We start from the raw sequence: 20,361 nt of genomic DNA, 5'->3' as shown, positions 1-20,361 counted from the left end.
TCGGCCGCCGGCTTGACAGAACCAATGCGGTCGAAGGCTTCCATGAATTCCGCCCGCAATGCAGCGGTTTCGGTTCGAGATGACACGGTGGTCGCAGCTCCTCAAGTAGAGGTGTTGCAACCACCGGTTGAGACCGCCGCGCATTCGTCGTGATTTCGCTGAAGATAGGAATCGAGCCGAAGTTACGTTGGGGGCTACCCCGCCAGTCCCGGTTTCAGGCCACCAGGGACGTCAGCACGGTTGCGAGTCCATGCTCCTCGACCGTTCCTGTGACCTCGTCGGCGGCGAGCTTCACCTCGGCCGGGGCCTGTCCCATGGCCACGCCACGGTGGGCCCAGCCCAACATCTCGATGTCGTTGCGGCCGTCCCCCACCGCCACGGTGTTTGCACGGTCGATGTCCAGCCGGGACCGCAGGCGCTCGAGCGCAGAAGCCTTGGTGACGCCACGTGCAGCGATGTCCAGCCACGCGGTGAACCCCACGGAGTAGGTGACGCCGTGAAGTCCGATGGACTCGACGGCTCGTCCGAAGTCCTCCGCGTCGTCGTCCACCGAGAAGACGACCATCCGGACCGCGTCCGAGATCAGCAGGTCATCGAAGGGGACCGCGCGTGCCGGCGCCCCGAAGCTCGGGTCCTGGAATCGCTCTGTGGAGAGGAACTCGCCGGTCGCGGTTTCCACGGCGTACTTCGCAGCAGGAAGAACGTCACGTACGGCCAGGAGGGCCGGGACGGGGTCGAAGAGCCGCTGGTTGACGACCTCGTAGCCGTCCTCGAAAACTGGGTTGAGGCGAACGGTCATGCCGCCGTTGGCGCACACGATGTACCCGGTGTCGATGCCGAGGACCTCGGCCACGGGCAGTGCCGCGCCGATGCTGCGGCCGGTGGAGATGACCACCTGGTGCCCGGCCGCCACCACGGCCTGGGCCGCGGAGAGGACCTCGGGGTGGAGGTGCCCGTCGTGATCCACGATGGTGCCGTCCACATCGAGTGCAATGAGCTTGTGGTCGGTAGGCGTCGTGACCGGATCGATGGGCTGATTCTGGGTTGACCGGTCATCGTTGCCGGTTTCATTGATGATTGTCATGCACTTCAGTGCACCACACCTGGCCCACGGTTTCCATGACCTACGTCGCGCCCATCATGAAGAACGCCTGCACAGCCGGTGGCCGAGCGATGAACGGCGAAGGCGCCTTCGCCTGCGCAACCTGTGCAACCGCTTGGTGCAGCGTGGAAGTTGGCGCACCGTTCACCGCGTGGACCACCGACAACCCCTGGGCCTCGTTTATGGTTGAGTTCCGTTTCAATCGATGGCGCGGCCAGGGACACCAACCACGGCCGCCCCTGACGAAGGAGGCAACACATGAGTTTCGAGAATTCCAAGGACGAGTTCGTCGGCAAGGCCAAGGAGGCCGCCGGGAAGGTTTCCGGCGACAAGTCCACCGAGGGCGAGGGCCTCGGAGAGCAGCTGAAGGCCAAAGCCTCCGAGGCAAAGGATTCCGCCTCCGAGAAGCTTCAGGACGCCAAGGAGAAGGTCGAGGGCGTCTTCAACGGCCTCAAGGGCGACAAGTAACCCTCAAGCCCCAAAGACAAAGGTGCCCGACGCCGCCAACCCACGTTGGCGGCGCCGGGCACCTTTGCATTTGCGGGCCGGAGCCGGGTCAGAGCACCGGCAAAACCTCGAGGCCACCCAGGTACGGACGAAGGGCCTCCGGTACGGTCACGGAACCGTCGGCGTTCTGATGGTTCTCCAGGATCGCCACGAGCCAGCGCGTGGTGGCAAGAGTGCCGTTCAGCGTCGCGACGGATCGAGTGCCCTTGCCCTCAAGACGCTCGCGGATGTTCAGGCGACGAGCCTGGAACGTGGTGCAGTTGGAGGTGGAGGTCAGCTCACGGAAGGCCTCCTGCGTTGGCACCCAGGCCTCGCAGTCGAACTTGCGTGCCGCAGACATGCCGAGGTCGCCTGCGGCGGTGTCGATGACTCGATAGGACAGCCCGAGGGCCTGCAGCATCTCCTCTTCCCAGCCCAGCATCTTGCGGTGCATCTCCTGCGCCTCTTCCTGGGCGCAGTAGACGAACATCTCCAGCTTGTTGAACTGGTGAACGCGGATGATGCCGCGGGTGTCCTTGCCGGCGGCACCGGCCTCGCGGCGGTAGCAGGAGGAGTAGCCGGCGTACTTGATGGGTCCGTCGGAGAGGTCAAGGATCTCGTCCGCGTGGTAACCCGCAAGGGCCACCTCGGACGTTCCCACCAGGTACAGGTCGTCACGCTCAAGACGGTAGATCTCGTCGTCGTGGGCCACGTCGAAACCGGTGCCCTGCATGGTCTCGGGGCGCACCAGGGTGGGGGTGATGACCGGGGTGAAGCCGTTGCGCAGGGCCAGGTCCATGCCCATCTGCACCAGAGCCATCTCCAGGCGCACGCCCACGCCCTTGAGGAAGTAGAAGCGGGAGCCGGACACCTTGGCACCACGCTGCATGTCGATGGCGCCGAGCAGTTCACCGATTTCCAGGTGGTCGCGGGGCTCGAAGCCCTCTGCTGCGAAGTCGCGCGGGGTCCCCACGGTCTTCACGGTGACGAAGTCGTCCTCACCGCCCGACGGAACACCCTCCTCCACGAGGTTGGGCAGCAGCCGTCCCAAACGGTCCAGCTCCCCCTTGGCCTCGTCTGCAGCGGCGTCTGCGGCCTTCACGTTGGCTGCGAGCTCCTTCACCTGCGCCAACAGGGCCTGCTTTTCCTCACCCTTGGCCTGCGCCACCTTCTTGCCGAAGGCCTTCTGCTCCGCGCGGAGGGTCTCGAACGAGCTCAACGCGGTGCGGCGTGCCTCGTCAGCTGCGAGCAGGGAGTCCACGAGTGCCGGGTCGGCTCCGCGGGAAACCTGCGAGGCACGGTAGGCGTCGGGCTGATTCTGAAGATCCTTGAGGTCGATCACAACTCCAAAGTCTATCGTCCGCACGCAGGCCCGTACTCTCGACTGCGCGGCGCTGCACCACCGGGCGCCGCACACCTGAACATCGTGCGGCGTGAACGCACATCTTGCGGCGTCCATGTCGCCTGAGCACCGCATGACGTACCGCTGCACCGCAGGACGGTATGGGGAGGCGAGTACGTAGGATGGTGGGAGCATCCCGCAGTTGTCCGATCCCCATGGAAGGCGTCCCCTTGTCGAGAATCGCCCTCGTCATCAACCCCTCCAAAGCCAATGCCGACCTGGCCAAGGCTTTGATGGGGAATGCTCTGGCGCAGGCCGGTCTCCCGAAGCCCCTGGTGCTGGAGACGTCTGCGGAGGATCCCGGTGCCGGTATGACCCTGGCCGCCCTCGATGCTGGTGCAACCACCATCATCGCGGCAGGCGGAGACGGCACCGTCCGGGTGGTCGCTGAGACCCTGATCCGGCAGGGCTCGTCAGCGGAGATCGGGATCCTGCCGCTGGGTACAGGCAACCTCCTGGCCCGCAACCTCGGCATGGATGTGGAGAACCTGGAGCTGGCCGTCAACGTGGCCGTCTCCGGCACCGTGGCCCCCATCGATGCCATGAATATCCGAGCGGAGTTGCGGGACGGCTCCGAGACCGAGCACATCGGCCTCGTCACCACCGGCATGGGCCTGGATGCCGAGGTGATGACCAACATCGACGACAACCTGAAGTCGCGGTTGGGCCCGTTCGCCTACGCGGTCCAGGCCGCACCCAAGATGCTGGGTCTGGACCACCGATACAAGGTCCGTTTCAGCGTGGACGGTTCCGCCTGGGAGACGCGCAAGGTCCGCACGGCACTCCTCGCCAACGCCGGATTCATCCAGGGCGGCATCGAATTCGCCCCTGGCGCCCTGCTGGACGACGGCGTTCAGAACGCCGTGCTGATCATGCCGCGAGGTCTCATCGGTTGGACGCAGGTGGCCATCAAGACCCTCTTCCATCCGTCCCGACGTGTGCCCACGGTGGAGTACCTCGAGGGGCATGAGATCGTGGTCCGCCCGTTCTACCCATTGGAGGCGGAGGTGGACGGCGACCCCATCGGGCCCACGATCACGTTGACGTCCACGATCATCCACCACGCCCTGAACGTCCGCGTTCCGGACCCGGACGACCGTTCGGACCCGAGCGGAATCATCCCCAAGCTGCTTCAGCTCACTCAGTTGTCCGAGCTGGAGAAGCTTCCTCCCGTGATCCGCGTGAAGCGGGTTCGGCGCAGGATCCTTGGCCGTTTCCGATTGCATTTCTTCCACTGGCTGCGCCGCTGACGCATGGCGCCAAAGGCGCCGGGAATGGCCGACGGGTGGTGCCCACCTGAGTGGGCACCACCCGTCGGGCCTGGGAACAGCTCCTCAGGCCTCGCCCGAGGCCACGTGCTTGAGTCGCCGGATCCACTCGCCCGCGGCCGCATAGGCCTCCGCGCTCGCGTGAACGGGCACCGGCGAGGAGAGCGGTGTGGCGGACGGATAGGAACCCAGGAAGCGCACGTCTGCAGCGATCCGGTGGGCGCCGGCCAACGCATCCGCGATCCGCGGCTCACCGAGGTGGCCCTCCAGATCCATGGAGAAGAAGTACTGACCGAGGCTGGTGCCCGTGGGACGGGACTCGATCCGGGTCAGGTTCACCCCTCGGGTGGCGAACTGGTCAAGCAGCTCACGCAGCCCGCCCGGGTGGTCCACGGTGGGCGTGATGACCACGGTTGATTTGTCGGAACCGGTGGCGGCCGGGATCTTGCCGGGTTTGCGCACCAGCACGAAGCGGGTGACGGCCCCGGCATGGTCCTCGACGCCTTCCGCCAGCACGTCCAGGCCGGTGAGTTCGGCGGCGAGCGGGTTGCACAGTGCCGCGTCGTAGCCGCATTCGGCGTCAAGCAGGCCCATGGCTCCGGCGGCCGTGGAGGAGGCGGGCAGGAACTCCACGCCCGGTATGGTCTTCTCCGCCCAACCCCGGCACTGGGCCCAGGCATGAGAATGGGTGGAGATGGTGCGGACCTGGTCCAGGCTGGTGATGCCTTCGCGGGCCACGAGCTGGAACGTCACCGGGATGACGGCCTCTGCGATGATCTGCAGGGCATCTCCGGTGGCGATGGCATCCAGGGTCGCCGAGACGCCGCCCTCGACGGAGTTCTCGATGGGCACCATGGCAGCCTCGAACTCGCCGGAACGCACGGCCGCGAGCGCGGTGTCCACAGAGGTGGAGGGGACGCGCTCCTCACGGACCGCGTCCGGCAGCGTCAGCAGCGCCGATTCGCAGAAGGTGCCCGCCGGCCCCAGGAACGTGTAGGTCACTTGATCACCGGCGTCTCGCCGTTCTCGGAGACGATCTCCTTGCCCGCATCGATCCACGCCCCGGATCCGCCCGCCACGTTGATGGCGGTGTACCCCTGCGCGGTGAGCCACAGGCTGGCCTGGGCGCTACGACCGCCGGTGCGGCAGATGACGTACACGTCCTCGTCGGGATCCAGTTCCTCGAAACGCTCGGGGAGTTCAGCCATGGGGATATGTGTGGCGCCGGGAACGTGACCGGCCTCGAACTCGTAATCCTCACGCACGTCCAGCACGAAGCCGTCCTCGGGGATTCCGTCCACGTTGACGGTCTCGATGTCGCTCATGGCCTCTCCTGGGTCCTGTTGGCCCCCGGTGTGGTGCCCGGGGTGGGTGGTCTGTTCGCCGCGGCCTGGTTGCGACCGCGCGATCCACCTTAAGCCGCTGACCGCATGAGACGCGAGCCCGTGGGCGTCGGGGGCAGCTGGATGCCAGGATAGGTCGTATGGCTACTGCTGATGTGACCGGCCCCGCGGATCGGAACTCTTCCGCCTCGAACCCAGCCGATGTACCCCATGGCCCTGCCCGACGTGTGGATGGCGGCTTGGACTCCGCCGTCGCCTTGCGCACGGCGCTGCGCGCCGGCGAGACCTCCTCGGTGGAGCTGGTGCAGCGTTGTCTGGATCGGATCGAGGAGAAGAATCCCCAGCTGCACTCCTTCGTTGCGCTGGATCCGGAGGGCGCGCTGGAACGTGCAGCCGAGGCGGACAGGGTCCTGGAGTCCGCACGGACGCGCGGGACGCTGGAGGACGTACCCGTGCTGACCGGATTGCCAACTGCGTTCAAGGACCTGGTGGAGGTGCAAGGGTTCGTGACCACGTACGGGACGGCCGCGGTGCCGCATGTGGTCTCGCCGAAGGATGCACCGATCGCGGCACGGCTGCGGTCCTCCGGTGCGAATCTGATCGGCAAGACCGCGGTCCCGGAGTTCGGGCTCAGCACATATTCCGAGAACCTCATACATCCGGCCGCACGCAACCCCCTGGACCCTGCCACCAGCCCGGGCGGTTCCAGCGGCGGCGCCGCAGCGGCCGTGGCTTCCGGGATGCTGCCGCTGTCCCCCGGGAACGACGGCGGCGGTTCCGTACGTATTCCCGCTTCGGCATGTGGCCTGGTGGGCTTGAAAACCGGCCTCGGAACGCTGCCGGAGGACGTTCTAGGGCCGGACGGTTCCACCCACACCACCGACCGCTGGGGTGCCCCGCGGCTGGCCACCACGGGTCCCTTGGGCCGAAGCGCAGCGGACGCCGCGCTGCTACTGGACGGGCTGCGCTACGACGCCGACGCGCCGTCGGGCACGCCCGCCCTGGATGCCGTGCAGCACTCCCTCGACGGCGGCGACGCATTCGTGGGGCTCGAGGTCGGCGTGACCACCGCCGGCCCCTTCGACGAATGGATCCACCCAGAACTCTCCCCCGAGGCTCGCGCCGCCTTTGATCGCGGAGTCCGATTGGTGGCAGAACTCGGCGCACACGTCGAGGAATCGGATTGGGTCCCCGATCGCGGGTACCCGGATGCCTTCCGTGCCGTCTGGACCGCCGGCCTCGCCGAGGCCACAGTCACCGACGAGGCCGTCGCCAAGATGGGCGCACTGGCCCGGGCCTTCCGCTATGAGGCCACCCACCGTGGCGGGGACGCCCAGCGTGCTGCCGCCACCGAACTGACCAGGATCGCCGCCGGTTTCCGAGAGGCATGGGGGCGGTACGACGTATTGCTGACGCCCGCCATGTCCCAGACGCCGCGCCCCATTGGCTACTACTTCGAGGGCGACGCAGAGAACGACTACGAACTGCAGTGTCACTACACGCCCTACACCTCCATGGTGAACGTCTCCGGGCTGCCCGCCGTCACCGTGCCGGTGTGGTGGACGCCTGACGGCTTCTCCATGTCCGTGCAAATGATCGGACGCCGGGGCGCCGAGGTGCAGTTGCTGAGCCTGGCGGCGGTGCTCCAGCGCGCCGCGAGCTGACCGCTCTCCTGAGCGAATACGCCGAGGGGCGGGCTCCAGTAGCGCCGGAACCCGCCCCTCGGGCATACCATTTCAGCCGGCCACGGCCACCCGAGCGTTCTGCGCAGCCTCGGCCAGCGCCTTGAGGACGCCCACGCCCGACTCGCGAACCTCCACGTCATCCACGGGCTCCTGGTCAGCGAAGCGCTTGTGCACGTGGCCCAGCTCCAGCCGGGGCTGATCCACGACCTCCGCCCCCGCGATCTGCAGGGAAAGACGGCCGTGATCGTGCGCCCAGACGCCGCCGTACTGACCCATCGACGTTCCGACCACGGCGGCCGGAAGCCCCTTCAGAGCCCCGGAGCCGAAGGGACGGGAGAGCCAGTCCACGGCGTTCTTCACCACGGCAGGCAAGGTGCCGTTGTACTCGGGCGTGACGATGAGCAGCGCATCGGCCGCACCCGCAGCCTCGCGCAGATCCGCGACATTCTGCGGTGCTGCCCCGGCGTTCTCGATGTCCTCGTCGTAGAAGGCAAGCTCAGCGAGTTCCTTGCCGGACACGACCTTCACGTCGATATCCTCTGGCGCCAGCTCGGCGAGCGCGTGAGCCAGCTTGAGATTGGTTGAGTCATTACGGATGGAGCCGACCAGGGTGAGGACGGTGGTGGTCATTCGACGCACGCCTTTCTTGAGTCTTCATCTAATTTGTTGTTCCCCACCCTGCCACCGCGGAGGTGGCGGGCGCAGCCCGGTCCGTCACACGACGTCGCACATTGATACCGACGGCAGCACCCACGCGACGCCCGCGTCCGCACCTACCTCGAGCGGGACGTAACTTCAGTCGGATTCTCAACTTCAGCGAGATCGGGCCAAATCGGCGGCGGTTTCAAGGAATCGAGCCGAACTTGGAACCTGAGACCTGGTGGGCGCGGGTGAGTGAGGGTGAGTCTGGCGGGTGAGGGCATGGGCACCAGGAATCCCGGGCACGCTACTTACACGAGCTTGCGCAGCACTGCGGACTTCGCCGCCCCGTACGGCGGGTAGAGGGCCTTGAGCGTGTCGAGACGGATGTTCTTGGACAGGGTGGGCCGTGCCTGGGAGAAGGTCTCGAAGCCGGCTCGCCCGTGATAGGCGCCGATACCGGAGGCACCCACCCCGCCGAACGGGAGTTCGGGCACGGCCAGGTGCAGGATCGTCTGGTTCACGCCCACGGCCCCGGCCCGGACGCCGTCCTCGAAGGCGCGCACGGTGTGACCGCGTTCGGAGAAGATGTATGCGGCCAACGGATCGGGGCGGTCGCCGATGAAGCGCAGTGCGTCGTCGACGCTCGGCACGGCGATGATCGGCAGGATGGGGCCGAAGATCTCCTCCTGCATGACAGGGTCGTCCCCGGTGACGTCGGTCAGGATGGTGGGCGCCACGTATCTGCGCCCCGCATCGACCTGGCCGCCCGCAAGCGTCCGTCCGGAGCTCAGGAGCCCCTCGAGTCGGCTGACGTGGGAAGCATTGATGATGCGCCCGAAGTCCTTGGAATCCTTGGGTTCAGATCCGTAGAACTCCTGAATGACCTTGGGGAAGGCGCGCTCGAGCTTCTTGGCCATGGGTCCAACGGCCAGCACGTAGTCGGGGGCCACGCAGGTCTGTCCGGCGTTGGCGAACTTCCCGTAGGCGATCCTGCGTGCGATCCCCATGGGGTCGCCGTCAGCTACGACCACCGGGCACTTACCTCCCAGTTCCAGCGTCACGGGGGTGAGTTGTTTGGCCGCCGCCTCGTAGACGATGCGTCCCACCCGTTCGCCGCCGGTGTAGAGGATGTGGTCGAACTTGTGCCGCAACAACTCGGCGTTGACCTCGGCACCGCCGTTGACCACGGCGACGGCCCGGTGATCCAGGTGTTGCGGAACGATCCGCTCCAGGACCCGGGCCGTGGCAGGCGCCAGTTCGGAGGGCTTGAGCACCACGGCGTTGCCCGCGGCGATGGCGTCCACGAGCGGAATCAGGGTGAGGTTCACCGGGTAGTTCCACGGAGCAATGATCAGGACCAACCCGAGCGGCCGCCGGGAGACGGTTGCTGTGGCGGGAGAGAGCGCGAACGGGGTGGGAATGGAGCGGGTGTGCATCCAGTCCTCCAGGTGGCGCCTGGCGTGATCGAGCTCGTTGTTCACCATCGCCAGCTCGGTCAGCTGCGCCTCGGTGGAGGACTTACCGAGATCCTCCTGAAGCGCGTCCAGGAGCTCCTGACGATGCTGCGTGAGCATGCGATCGAAGGCCTCCAACTGGTTCACTCTGAACCGCTTGGAGTGAGCCAACCGAGTCCGCGTATTGGTGCGTAGATGCTCCACGACCTCTGACGGCGTGCGGGCCGCGGCCCCGGCCGGGTCCAGGCGGACGCGGTCGGTGGGCGTGGTTGGCTGCTGTTCGGAAGGCTTCATGACCTAGAACATACCGGCGCGCGGCCTCCCATGCCGCTCGAACTGCCCACACATTGAAGGACACTCGCGTCGTGACAGGGCAGACTGGCCTACAGACAACGTCGTCACGTCATCCCTCTATCGATTAACCGCACACCGTCGCGGGTCGCCACCTGGGCGGTACGTTCCGCGCCTGCTCTCGAGTGGCACCTGTGACGCGAGGAGAAGAGATCATGCCCTCCGCCCCTGAATCAGAGCAACAGAGCACAGCAGAACCAGCACCGCGAGGCCTGGGCTGGCGCCTTCACGGCGACGGCAGCACGGTTCGGCCCGGCGCCGTCGTCGCCCCCGACGAGCGACTGCATTGGCCCCAGACCATCAGTATCGGCGTGCAGCACGTCATGGCGATGTTCGGTTCCACCGTGCTGGTTCCCGCCCTGACCGGCTTCCCGGTCACCACCACCCTGCTGTTCACTGGCATCGGGACGCTGCTGTTCCTGATCATCACGGCCAACCGCATCCCGTCCTACCTGGGTTCCTCCTTCGCCTTCATCGCACCGGTGGGCGGGGCCATGGCCTCGCACGGGATCGGCGGAGCCTTGGGCGGCATCGTCATCGCGAGTGCCGCACTGTTCATCGTCGGCCTCGTGGTGCAGTTCACCGGGACGGGCTGGATCCACGCGCTCATGCCTCCGGTGGTGATGGGCACCATCGTGGCGCTGATCGGCCTGAACCTGGCCTCCTCCACCCTTGCGCCCATGCAGCAGGTCCCGCTGACCACGTTCTCCACGTTGGCGGCCGTGGTGATCTGTTCCGTGCTCTTCCGTGGGCTCCTTGGCCGGCTGTCCATCCTGCTCGGCATCGTCATCGGGTACCTGGTGGCGTTGGCGCAGGGTCAGGTGGACTTCTCCGCCCTGCAGGCAGCCGACTGGATCGGCCTGCCGCCCTTCCACACCCCGGAGTTCCACCCGGAAACCTGGGTCCTCTTCCTGCCGGTGGTCTTCGTCCTGGTCGCAGAGAACGTGGGACACGTGCGCACGGTGGGTCTCATGACCGGCCGGAATCTCGATGCGTACAACGGCCGGGCCCTGATGGCCGACGGCGTTGCCTCCATGGTCGCGGGCGTCGGCGGTGGTTCGGGAACCACCACCTACGCCGAGAACATCGGCGTGATGGCCTCCTCCCGCGTGTACTCCACCGCCGCGTACTGGGTGGCGGGTATCTGTGCCGCCCTCCTGGCGTTCCTCCCGAAGTTCGGTGCGTTCGTCGGCTCCATTCCGGCCGGTGTGCTGGGTGGGGCAGGGATCGTTCTCTACGGAATGATCGGCATCATGGGTGCCCGATTGTGGGTGGAGAACCATGTGAACTTCTCCGACACCACGAACCTCATGACCGCCGGCGCCGGCCTGATCACCGCGATTGCCGTGACCAGTGGGGATGCGGCGCTTCACATCGGGGATCTGGAGATCGGCGGCATCGCACTGGGCTCCGCGGTGACGTTGGTGGTCTACCACCTGATGCGCGGCATCACCCGGTTGCGCGGGGGAGAACCGGCGTCGTCCTGAGTCCCCGATGCGGGTCCACCCTGTGGACCCTTCAGGGTCGGTCGCTAGGATAGGGAGATCATGGCGCAGTGGGTTCGGCAGTGGGAGTCTCAGACCTGGGTCGATCAGGTCGATGCCTGGGTGTCCCATGTCCTGACGACCTACGGCGTGGAACGCACCGGCGGCCTGACCCTACACAGCCGTGGCCTGTCCTCCGTGGTCTTCACCGCCGCGACTCAGGCCGGCTCCGTGTACCTCAAGGTCCCCGCCCCGATCCGCGCCACCGAGGCGGATCTTGTCTCGCTGATCGCCCCACACGCGCAGGGGCATGTTGTTGAGCCCTTGGCGGTGGAACCTGAAGAGGGCTGGATCCTCTCCCCCGGCACCGGCCAGAGCCTGGCTGATCTGACCCATACCGCACGCCGACGCGGAGACACGTCTCCGACCCTCACACCTCGGGTGATGACCGGCGCCACGGAAACGCAGCTGGCGCTGAGTGGCATAGCGGATGAGCTCACCGGGGCCGGCCTACTGGCAGGGCTGCTCCCTGGTGACATGGAATTCCATCTGGCAGAGGCGGTGGAACGCCACTCCTCGCTGCCTGCGGAGCATCCGCTGGCTTTGATGGGTGCCGACGCGCAGCAGCTGATGAAACGTGTCCCTCAGGCCTCGGAGTCCGGAGCCCGGTTGGCATCCGCGGGGATCCCGGAGACGCTGGTCCCGTCTGCGTTGTCTCTCTCTGATGTGCTGATTCCTCGTTCGAGGCGCTCGCCCGTGGCCTTCCTGGGTTGGGGCATGGCACGGTGGTCGCATCCGTTCAGCTGGGTGGCACCGCTGTTCAACGAACTGAGCGTGCGATCCACAGAGGTGGAACTCGCGGCGGCCATGGAAGCATATGTGGCTGGTTTCGCGTCCTATGGGAATGCGGACCAGCTCGCCGGCCTGTTTGGCCCTGCCGAATCACTGGCGGCACTGCAGCAGCACCAAGACCTGATGGACCTACTGCTGGCCGCGGAGCCGGAGGACCAGGTGGCAGCGGCCCCACAAGCGTTCATGCTGCTACGAGACGCCCTGCGCATGCCGACTCAGGCTCCCAAACGTCGGCACTGATCCGAACCGTCCGGTCACCGGGCCAGCAGTTGCATGATGGTCGCGGCGACGGAGTCCTCACCCACCGGGCCGATCACCTGGTCCGCCGCAGCGGCCACCAACGGCTGATCGCGGCCCACCGCATAGCCGATTCCGGCCCAGCTGAGCATGCCGATGTCATTGGGCATGTCTCCGAAGGCCACCACGTCGTCCTGGCTGACCCCAAGCGATTGTGCATACCTGGCCAGGGTCACGGCCTTGTCGACACCCAGTGCGGCCATCTCCAGCAGTGGAATCCCCGGAACCGAATGCGTCAGGGCCAGCAGGGGACTCAGCGTCGGGGCAACGAGGTCGTGAAAGGAAACGGCGGATCCGGATGGCCGCTTGGCCAGGAACTTCACCACGCCCTCGTCCGCAAGTCGCCGAGCATCGAAGGCGGCCTCCGTGACCCCCTCACGCGCAGCGGTGTCCGTCGCGAACCCTGGCTCAAGGTGCAGCCCAGTCACGGTCTCTGCCGCGAACACCGCGTCCGGGGCTATGGACCGCACCACCTCCTGCGCCTGCTGCAGCACGTCGACATCAAGCACCGTGGATTCCAGCACCTCGGAGGTCGGATCGTCGTAAAGAATGGCCCCGTTGGAGCAGATGACCGTGCCGAGTTCGCCCAGACCTTCCCGGATCACGCCGAGCCAGCGAGTGGGCCTCCCTGTCACGGGTAGCACCACGACCCCGGCCTCTCGAGCGGCCCGGAAGGCGTTGCGTGTGGCCTCCGAGACGGTCCCGTCCGGGCGCAGAATGGTGCCATCAAGGTCTGTGGCGATGAGTCTCACCGGACGTCCAGCTCCTTGCGCGTGGGCGGGTTGGGGCCGGACCTTGACACGGTGATTGCGGCCGCTCTGGCCGCGAAGTCCAACACTTCGCGCACGGTGGCCACCGATATCCCCTTCAATTGGTCGCGGCGGTCCGGGCCCAGAAGGCTGCGCTCCTCGAGCGCGGCAAGAATGGCCGCCATCGCAGAGTCTCCCGCGCCTACGCTGTCCTCCACGTCGGTCTGCAGTGCGGCAACGCGTGCCACACCTTGGCGGGTGTAGCCCACGATCTCCCCGGAGCCGGAGCTGACCACCACCAAGGACGGTCCCATCTCCATCCATTCGGTCGCGGTGCGTTCCGCCCTGCGATCCGGGTAGAGCCAGGACAGGTCGGATTCGGAGGCGCGCACAACGTCCGCAAGCCGCACGTAGCGCTCCACGTTCTCGCGGGCGGCGGCCCTGTCTGGGTTCAGTCGCGGACGGACGTTGGGGTCGAAGCTGACGCTGGCGTGGGGGCGCGCATCTTCGACGATGTGCAGCACGGTCTCTGCACCAGGCTCCAACACACTGGCCAAGGAGCCGGCGTGGACCACGTGGGCTGCCTCAACCGCCTCGTGTGCGATTTCCCCGGAGAACCCTGACAAGTCCCATTCCACCTGGTCGAAGTCGTAGTCGGCCGCGCCTGCAGGGTCCAGGACACCGTGAGCTGCGGAGGTGGGCAGCTGGTCGCGAGGCACCACCTCCGCGATACCTTCTGCTTGCAGCCTGGCATGCACCTGATCCCCTGCCGGATCGGTACCGTAGCGAGTCACGAGGGTGACGGGGAGACCCAAACGGGCCAGGCCCACGGCCACGTTGAGTGGGCTTCCGCCCACGTGGGAACTCGGCGGTTCCACGCCTCCGGCCACGACATCCAGCACAGCCTCACCGACCACCAGGAACATGGACCCTCCTTGAGCACTCGTCCTCGAACCTCGATTCTAGTGTGAGCGCCCTTCGACGTGATCGGAACGGTGCTTGCGCACGGTGTCCACAACCCGATCGATGCGCTCGGCCAGCCCCTGGACGCAGCCTTCCGGTAGTCCGCCCAGGGGCCACCACGCCACTGACTCGCTCTCGTCGCTGACCTGCAGGGAAGCGGCCCGGTCCGCGGTGAAGGCATAACCCACGTCCCAGTGCACCCGGCAGGTGCCGAAACTCTGGGACAGGGAATGTCGGTCGAGGTCCACCGGGGTGCTGAGCAGCGGGGTCAGTTCCGTCAGCCCGCTCTCTTCCAGACCCTCGCGTTGGGCGGCGGCGGCCAGAGAGGCGTCGGAGGTCTCGATGTGCCCGCCGAACTGAACCCAGAAGCGTCCCTTGCCATGGAAGCAGAGCAGGATGTTCTCGAGCTCGGCATCGAACACGAAGGCACTGGACGTCAGGTGTTGCTCCACGGAGAGCTCACGGAAGGCGTGGTCCGCGTTCTGCGCAAAGCTGACGTACTCGGACCACAGCGCTCTGTCCACAGCGTGCTGCGGTGACCATGTCTCCAAGGTCTGTGCCGGCGATTCCTCGCGAGTCACGATCTACTCCTCAAGCTCGGTCGGGATCGTTCGTCCGGCTCATCGTCCGGGAAAGTGCGGGCGTCGCTTTTCGACGAAGGCGGAACGACCTTCCACCGAATCCTCGGACAGGAAGGCCGTACGGAAGGACTCCGCCTCCACCTCGAGCGCATCGGCGGTGTTGAGGCCCACCATGGCCTCCATCGCGGTCTTGGCATTGGCCACTGCGGTGGGTGAATGAGATGCAATGCCCTCGACGGTGGCCAATGCCGCGGCGAGCAAGGCGGCCTTGTCCTCATGGACGGAGTTCACGAGCCCGATCCGCACCGCTTCGTCGGCCTTGACCTGCCGTCCGGTGAGGATGAGTTCCCGTGCCAGTCCTGGGGACACCCGCCGAGGCAGCCGCACGGAACCCCCGAAGCCGGGGACCAGCCCCAGGCTCACCTCAGGCTGACCGAATCGGGCGGACGCGGACGCCAGGATGAAGTCACACGCCAGCGCCAATTCGCAGCCCCCACCCAGTGCGAAACCGTTCACGGCCGCGATCACGGGCACCGGCAGAGCCTCCAGCGTCTGGGTGACACGATGCATGGAACGTCCGTACTCCACGGCGCATGCCGCATCCATGGAGTTCATCTCCACGATGTCTGCGCCGGCCACGAAGGACTTTTCCCCGGCTCCGGTGAGGACGACGCCTCGCACCGGCCAGTCGCCGTCACGTCCTGACTCCGACAGCCTCCGAGTCAGATCGGTGAGATCCGCGACCACGGCCTGCGATAGCGCGTTCAAGGCCTTCGGCCGATTGATGGTGACCACCAGGGCCGGACCCTGGATCTCAGTCAACAAAGTGTCGTACTGGGGCAGCTGCATGCGGGCCTCCTCCTCGCGACCAACCCCTGCCAGGCCGCCTTGATGCGGCTCGAACCGACCCGGGGTGGGTTCTACTCCAGCATGCCAGAGCGCAGGGTCCACCAGAACGAAAGATCCACCGGAGCGCAGGGTCCGCCCATCATCTGGCAGACAACCGCTCACGGGCCGGGGGTGGAACCCTCCGGGTCGAAGCCCGTCTCCAACGAGTTCTTGACCTCGGCCACGACGGCGCGTGACGCGCCCTCGGCCGCGTCGGCGTCTCCGTCGGCCACGGCGAACGCCAAGCGGACGTGATCCGCGACGGCCGCAGTGGCCGCCGAGAACGGAAGGACGCCGCCACCGGAACGCCCGGCCAGAACGGCCTGAACCACAGGTTCCATGGTGCCGAAATGCGAGTTGTGACAGGCCGCCAGGAGGAGTGAGTGCAGTTCGGCGTCGAGGTGAAGGAATCTGGTCAGGTCCCCCGCCGCACCTGCGTCCTTCATGTCCTGAGCCAGGAGCCTCAGTCGCTGGCGCTGCTCGTCGTCTGCTCGCAACGCCGCAAGGCGCGCCGCGTACGGTTCTATGGCCACACGCAGTTCCGCCAATTCACGATACTGATGAGTGCGCCCCGGCCCCTTCAGCCGCAAACGGATCACCCGAGGGTGGTTCACATTCCATTCGCTACGGTCAAGGACCTGCAAACCGACTCGTCTGCGCCCCATGACAAGGCCCAAGGACTCCAGGGAGCGCATGGCGTCGCGCGCCACGGTCCTGGACACGTTGAAGCGATGCTGTATCTGCTCCAACGTGTAGCTGTCACCGGCGTGGACCACCTCGTCGACGATTTCGCGTCCCAGCTGTTCCACGACGTGGTCCTGGAGCACGGCGGCTGCCGTCACCATGTTTGCTCTCCTTGCCTTGCTTCCCGGAGGAACCGGCCTTGGCCTGCCCGGACTTCCCCTTGCTTCCGGCCGCACCCTGGTTTGAGGAGCCCTTCCCCGAAACGCCCTTGGCGCCCTTGGGTTTCCCCCGTCCGGCCAACCGTTCCTTACGCGACGCCTGTTCTTGTTCACGGACGGAAGGCTGCCTGGAACTTCCTGCCCTACGTCCACGGACCACACCGATGAACTCCTCCACCAGTGGGTCGTCCTGCGCGGCGACGGCCAGCGGCTGTTCCACGTCCGGCAGGGTGGGGTCCAACCGCGGCCAGGCCAGTCCCACCACGGTGGCAGGCTCGCCGTCCACGAAACGGGTGACCGTGTCCTTGCGAGCGTGCAGGCGGGCCAGAGACTGAGGCAGCACGGCCACCGAGGAACCGCCGGCGGCGAGGACCTCGACCATCATGGCCGTACCTCCCACTGCGGGCGGGTAGTCGGCCGGGTTCAACCGCGGCCACGACTCGGCCGCATCGGCAGGAATGACGGCGTCCTCGTCGTGATACTCCGCGTCATGGTCCCGTGGAGCCACGATCACGGGTCGCTCGGTGTAGAGCGGGATGACATGCAAACGAGGGCTCGCAGGTGAGGAGCCCTCATGGAAACGCAGCAGCACCAGACGCGCGCGCCCGGCCGTGAGTTCATCGAGGGGGTTCTCCCCCTCCCTCAGCGGCCGGGCGTCAAGCGTGTCCTGCTGGTGCGTCTCCCGGAATCGACCGACCCACTTCCCCGGCATCACTCCGGGTACGTAGGCCACGTCCAGATGACCCACGAGCGATCAGTCGGCGGTACGAACCACGTACACGTCGCACTCTGCATTGTGGATGACGCCGGTGGCGACAGAACCGAGCACGCGACCCAGGCCGCGGGTGCCGACGTTGCCCACGAAGATGACCTGAGCGTCGTGGTCCTTGGCCGCGTTGATCAGCGCATCGACCGGCTTGCCGAAGATGGCACCCGAGGTCACGATGGCGTTGGGGTGGTCCTCGCGCAGGCGGGAGGAGATGCGCTCTGCCAGGCGACCGGCCTGATCGGAGTCGTCCAGGATCCACGTATCCGAGCCGATGGTGACGACCTCGGTGTTGTCCTTCGAGTGAGCGGAGAGAACAACCAGCTTGTCCCCGGTCTTCTCAGCGAGTTCAGCGGCGCGCTCGGCAGCCTTGTAAGCGGTATCGGATCCATCAACGCCGACGATGTAGGTGCTCATCAGTTCCCTTCCGGAAAAAGCGATGCCCATGCACCGCGTGGTGAAAATTCGAGTTCAATGATCAATCTAGTGATGAGTCTAACGTCATCACCCCACCTTGGGCAGTGGTAGCGCTCACCGAGCCACGTGGTGCGCATTGCCTTTGCATGTGCGGCAGGGCGTCCACCCATGGCGCGCAGCCAACTTCGAGTGTCCTGAGTGGAAGATCGGCTCCGAAACGCGGCGGAAGGCACTCGACCAGAGCAGGAATGAATGGAGCCGGCCCACACGCAACGACGTCGGGGGTGCTGGGTACCAGCGCCTCGAGTCAGATCACATGCCGCTCATGCACATGCCGAGCTTCTTGGCTGCATTCATGTAGTCGGAGTCGGAGTCGGAGATCTCCGAGGAGAGCTCGCTGATCTTCGATGCATCGCCGCTCTTGGCCGCGGCGGCAATGTCCTCGAAGAACTTGGCGATCACGTCGGCGGCTGCCTTGTTCTCCGGACCCTGGATCTTGTCTGCGTCTGCACGCACGTCCGAGGCCACCTTGTTGAGAGCATCCAGTGCAGCCTTCGGGTCGGAGCCCAGGCCGGACAGCGCGGAGGTGCTGTTCTGCAGGGTGTTCACCACAGCGGTGCAGGCTTCCTTGTCGTTAGCCGGCTCGCCGGCCGCGGTGCTCTCGTCCGTTGCGGGTTCGCTGGTCTCTTCCGTTGCGGGCTCGCTGGTCTCTTCCTCTGCCGCCGGAGTGGTCTCCTCGGGGGCGGGAGCAGAAGACGAAGTCTCTTCCTTCTTGGGTGCGTCGGCTTCCTTCTTGTCGCCACCGCACGCGGTGAGGGAGAGGGCAGCGATGCTGAGCACAGCCAGGGCGGGGGAAATCTTGCGGAAGGTCATGGCCATGACGGGCTCACTTTCCAGTCGGTTCTCAAAGGTGTCTCAAGGGCGAAAGCCGCAGTCCATGACGGCTCAGGACTAACAGCGTATCCGATACCGGTTCGAGTAACCGTGTCCGTACGCAGACGAGACCAGATTGTTTCATCGCTCCATGCGCTTCGTTCACCCGCATTTCACAGTAGGCGACCAACCAGCAGCACCTCTGCTGTCTGTCGGCTAGCGCGTCAACAACGGCCTCACCGACCCTGCCAGCACGTCCAGCAACTGCCGCCAGTCCTCCGGCGGCAGTTCGAAGGGCAGCTCGAAGATGACCTCGTCGGCAAGCGCGAAGCCCGGGTTGGTGAGCAGCGTTTCCGCGATCTGCTCGGAGGTCCCGATCAGGTCGGGACCGATGATGGTTTTCTCCCCCATGATCTTCTTGGTCCGGGGCGTGCGACGTTCCACGTACTCCTGCCAGCGCGAAAGCTGTTCGGTGGAGGCCCCGTCGGTGGGGATGACCACACGCGCCATGGCTGCACGGCCCGGTCCGGAATGATCGGATGCGGCACGCGCCTGCCTGTAAGCCGCGATCTGGTTCGCCACGGCCTGATCGAAATCCCTGACGCCGTTCTCGGTGCTGGAGATATTGGAGGTCAGTAGCCCGAGCCCGTTGGCCCCTGCCCAGGTCGCGGACCGCAGAGACCCCGCGCCGTAACTGAAACGATCGGCCAACCCCGGGCTCAGCGGCTGCACGGTCTCGGAGTCCAGGTCGCCGCCGAACCCTCCGTACTCGCCCACCTCCCTCACCTTGCGACCGCGCAGCAGGTCCAAGGTGGTGAGGATGCGTTGATACGAGTAGTCCTGTTGCTCGTGCCCCTCACCGAACACCAGATCGGCGGTCTCCCCCTCGAAACGGGGAGGGTGAACGCTCACGCCGGGCCGCAGTCGCCCTCCTGAGAGGAGGTCGGCGACCCCCATCTCCTCGGCGAAGTGGAAGGGGTTCTCGAACTCGAGCGGTATGACTGCGTTGCCCAGTTCCATCCGGGTCGTGGCCGCGGCGAGCGCGGTGAGCATGACCGCAGGGGCGGGAGCACCGTATTGCAGGTGGCGAGTGCGCACCCATCCGGAGTCGAGGCCGAGTTCCTCCGCATGCCGAAAGAGATCTACCGCGTCGCGGAGCCCGTCCGCCGGCCGATCTCCCGAGAACGGGACGATGTGCAGGAATCCGAGGTCCGGTGTGGTGCTTTGAGGGCTCATGGTCAGCCACGCTAGTCCGGCCTTCACCACCGTCCGAAAAGCGCAGCCTCATTGCGTCATCCGCACGGGCCCGCAGCCGTCCGTCCAACCACTACTGTGTATTCGTGCTCCCCTTCTTGGCCCAGGTGTTGCCTGTGCTCGTGTTCTTACTGGCCATTGCCCTGGTCTCGGAGGTTTGCGATCGCTGCGGACTCTTCGATGTGGTGGGCCGGGGACTCCTCGTCGCGGCGAGGGGACGCGCTTGGTTGTTGTGGTTGGGCCTGGCCATCGGTTGCCTGGCGATCACCGCGGTGCTGAGCCTGGACACCACGGCCGTGTTGATGGCCCCTGTGGCGATCTCCATGGCCAAGAGGGCCGGCCGGGATCCCTTCCCGTTCGCCGTGACCTGTGTGTGGTTGGCGAACACCGGGTCGCTGCTCCTACCGGTTTCCAATTTGACGAATCTGCTGAGCACCGGCTCCGACTCGCCGCTGGCGGGTTCCTTTGCCTCCCACACCTGGCCGGTCGCAGCGACCGCGTCCGTGGTGACACTGGTGGTCATCGTGGCGTTCTGGCCAGGTCTGTTGCGCGGCCGCTATCGGATCCCCGCGCCGGCCTCCGCCCCGGATTCCCTCCTGGTC

Annotated in this window: 21 protein-coding genes; 6 read left to right on the top strand and 15 right to left on the bottom strand. The window is 66.2% G+C overall.

The genetic code is table 11. The features are described 5' to 3' along the window. Positions 1-214 precede the first annotated feature (214 nt). Complete coding sequence (locus Q0A15_RS12890) at positions 215-1,084, bottom strand: HAD family hydrolase (RefSeq protein WP_291279932.1); 870 nt, start codon at positions 1,082-1,084, stop codon at positions 215-217. Positions 1,085-1,360: 276 nt separating this feature from the next. On the opposite strand from Q0A15_RS12890, the gene Q0A15_RS12885 reads away from it, so the two are divergent. Beyond that, positions 1,361-1,570 (top strand): CsbD family protein, encoded by a 210-nt coding sequence (locus Q0A15_RS12885; RefSeq protein WP_291279931.1) that lies wholly within the window; start codon positions 1,361-1,363, stop codon positions 1,568-1,570. An 88-nt stretch (positions 1,571-1,658) separates the two neighbouring features. On the opposite strand, the gene serS is transcribed toward Q0A15_RS12885, so the two are convergent. After that, entirely contained in the window at positions 1,659-2,930 is a 1,272-nt protein-coding gene (gene serS, locus Q0A15_RS12880; RefSeq protein ID WP_291279930.1) for a serine--tRNA ligase, read from the bottom strand. A gap of 230 nt (positions 2,931-3,160) precedes the next feature. Between serS and Q0A15_RS12875 the strand changes: the two genes are divergently transcribed. Next, positions 3,161-4,240 (top strand): diacylglycerol kinase family protein, encoded by a 1,080-nt coding sequence (locus Q0A15_RS12875; protein ID WP_291279929.1) that lies wholly within the window; start codon positions 3,161-3,163, stop codon positions 4,238-4,240. Between the two features lie 84 nt (positions 4,241-4,324). Here the strand turns inward: Q0A15_RS12875 and pheA are convergent, their stop codons facing one another. After that, the gene (pheA, locus tag Q0A15_RS12870) at positions 4,325-5,260 is read right to left on the bottom strand and encodes a prephenate dehydratase (protein ID WP_291279928.1); all 936 of its coding nucleotides are present in this window, start codon (positions 5,258-5,260) and stop codon (positions 4,325-4,327) included. Continuing rightward, positions 5,257-5,583, bottom strand: coding sequence for a rhodanese-like domain-containing protein (locus Q0A15_RS12865; protein WP_291279927.1), 327 nt, complete (start codon positions 5,581-5,583; stop codon positions 5,257-5,259). The genes pheA and Q0A15_RS12865 overlap by 4 nt, the downstream gene beginning before the upstream one ends. Positions 5,584-5,840: 257 nt before the next feature. Between Q0A15_RS12865 and Q0A15_RS12860 the strand changes: the two genes are divergently transcribed. After that, positions 5,841-7,265, top strand: coding sequence for an amidase (locus Q0A15_RS12860; protein WP_291279926.1), 1,425 nt, complete (start codon positions 5,841-5,843; stop codon positions 7,263-7,265). 72 nt (positions 7,266-7,337) lie between these two features. Here Q0A15_RS12860 and Q0A15_RS12855 read toward each other — a convergent pair whose 3' ends face one another. Next, positions 7,338-7,916 (bottom strand): NADPH-dependent FMN reductase, encoded by a 579-nt coding sequence (locus Q0A15_RS12855; protein WP_291279925.1) that lies wholly within the window; start codon positions 7,914-7,916, stop codon positions 7,338-7,340. A gap of 320 nt (positions 7,917-8,236) precedes the next feature. After that, positions 8,237-9,676: an aldehyde dehydrogenase family protein gene (locus Q0A15_RS12850; protein WP_291279924.1), complete on the bottom strand. Its 1,440-nt coding sequence runs from the start codon at positions 9,674-9,676 to the stop codon at positions 8,237-8,239. A 212-nt stretch (positions 9,677-9,888) separates the two neighbouring features. Here Q0A15_RS12850 and Q0A15_RS12845 point away from each other — a divergent pair, with 212 nt between their 5' ends. Then, positions 9,889-11,220 (top strand): solute carrier family 23 protein, encoded by a 1,332-nt coding sequence (locus Q0A15_RS12845; protein WP_291279923.1) that lies wholly within the window; start codon positions 9,889-9,891, stop codon positions 11,218-11,220. A gap of 60 nt (positions 11,221-11,280) precedes the next feature. Further along, positions 11,281-12,309, top strand: a complete 1,029-nt coding sequence (locus Q0A15_RS12840) for a hypothetical protein (protein WP_291279922.1) — start codon at positions 11,281-11,283, stop codon at positions 12,307-12,309. A 14-nt stretch (positions 12,310-12,323) separates the two neighbouring features. On the opposite strand, the gene Q0A15_RS12835 is transcribed toward Q0A15_RS12840, so the two are convergent. The 9 genes from Q0A15_RS12835 to Q0A15_RS12795 form a co-directional block, all read right to left on the bottom strand. Further along, complete coding sequence (locus Q0A15_RS12835; protein WP_291279921.1) at positions 12,324-13,118, bottom strand: HAD-IIB family hydrolase; 795 nt, start codon at positions 13,116-13,118, stop codon at positions 12,324-12,326. Beyond that, positions 13,115-14,041 carry a carbohydrate kinase gene (locus Q0A15_RS12830; protein ID WP_291279920.1) on the bottom strand — a complete coding sequence of 309 codons (927 nt, stop codon included), beginning with the start codon at positions 14,039-14,041 and terminating at the stop codon, positions 13,115-13,117. Before Q0A15_RS12830 ends, Q0A15_RS12835 begins: the two co-directional genes overlap by 4 nt. 36 nt (positions 14,042-14,077) lie before the next feature. Further along, positions 14,078-14,659 carry an NUDIX domain-containing protein gene (locus Q0A15_RS12825; RefSeq protein WP_291279919.1) on the bottom strand — a complete coding sequence of 194 codons (582 nt, stop codon included), beginning with the start codon at positions 14,657-14,659 and terminating at the stop codon, positions 14,078-14,080. 39 nt (positions 14,660-14,698) lie between these two features. Further along, positions 14,699-15,508, bottom strand: a complete 810-nt coding sequence (locus Q0A15_RS12820) for an enoyl-CoA hydratase-related protein (protein WP_291279918.1) — start codon at positions 15,506-15,508, stop codon at positions 14,699-14,701. A 158-nt stretch (positions 15,509-15,666) separates the two neighbouring features. After that, positions 15,667-16,392, bottom strand: a complete 726-nt coding sequence (locus Q0A15_RS12815) for a FadR/GntR family transcriptional regulator (RefSeq protein ID WP_291279917.1) — start codon at positions 16,390-16,392, stop codon at positions 15,667-15,669. Further along, entirely contained in the window at positions 16,307-17,197 is an 891-nt protein-coding gene (locus Q0A15_RS12810) for a LysR family transcriptional regulator substrate-binding protein (RefSeq protein ID WP_291279916.1), read from the bottom strand. Before Q0A15_RS12810 ends, Q0A15_RS12815 begins: the two co-directional genes overlap by 86 nt. Positions 17,198-17,203: 6 nt before the next feature. After that, positions 17,204-17,632, bottom strand: coding sequence for a universal stress protein (locus tag Q0A15_RS12805; RefSeq protein WP_291279915.1), 429 nt, complete (start codon positions 17,630-17,632; stop codon positions 17,204-17,206). A 312-nt stretch (positions 17,633-17,944) separates the two neighbouring features. Then, positions 17,945-18,511, bottom strand: coding sequence for a hypothetical protein (locus Q0A15_RS12800; protein ID WP_291279914.1), 567 nt, complete (start codon positions 18,509-18,511; stop codon positions 17,945-17,947). Between the two features lie 210 nt (positions 18,512-18,721). Further along, positions 18,722-19,741 (bottom strand): LLM class flavin-dependent oxidoreductase, encoded by a 1,020-nt coding sequence (locus tag Q0A15_RS12795; RefSeq protein ID WP_291279913.1) that lies wholly within the window; start codon positions 19,739-19,741, stop codon positions 18,722-18,724. Positions 19,742-19,845: 104 nt separating this feature from the next. On the opposite strand from Q0A15_RS12795, the gene Q0A15_RS12790 reads away from it, so the two are divergent. Continuing rightward, a partial coding sequence (locus Q0A15_RS12790; RefSeq protein WP_291279912.1) for an SLC13 family permease occupies positions 19,846-20,361 on the top strand: 516 nt, incomplete at its 3' end.

The organism is Galactobacter sp. (assembly GCF_022712295.1).
GTDB lineage: Bacteria > Actinomycetota > Actinomycetes > Actinomycetales > Micrococcaceae > Galactobacter.
This window is presented reverse-complemented; position numbering and strand designations above follow the sequence as displayed.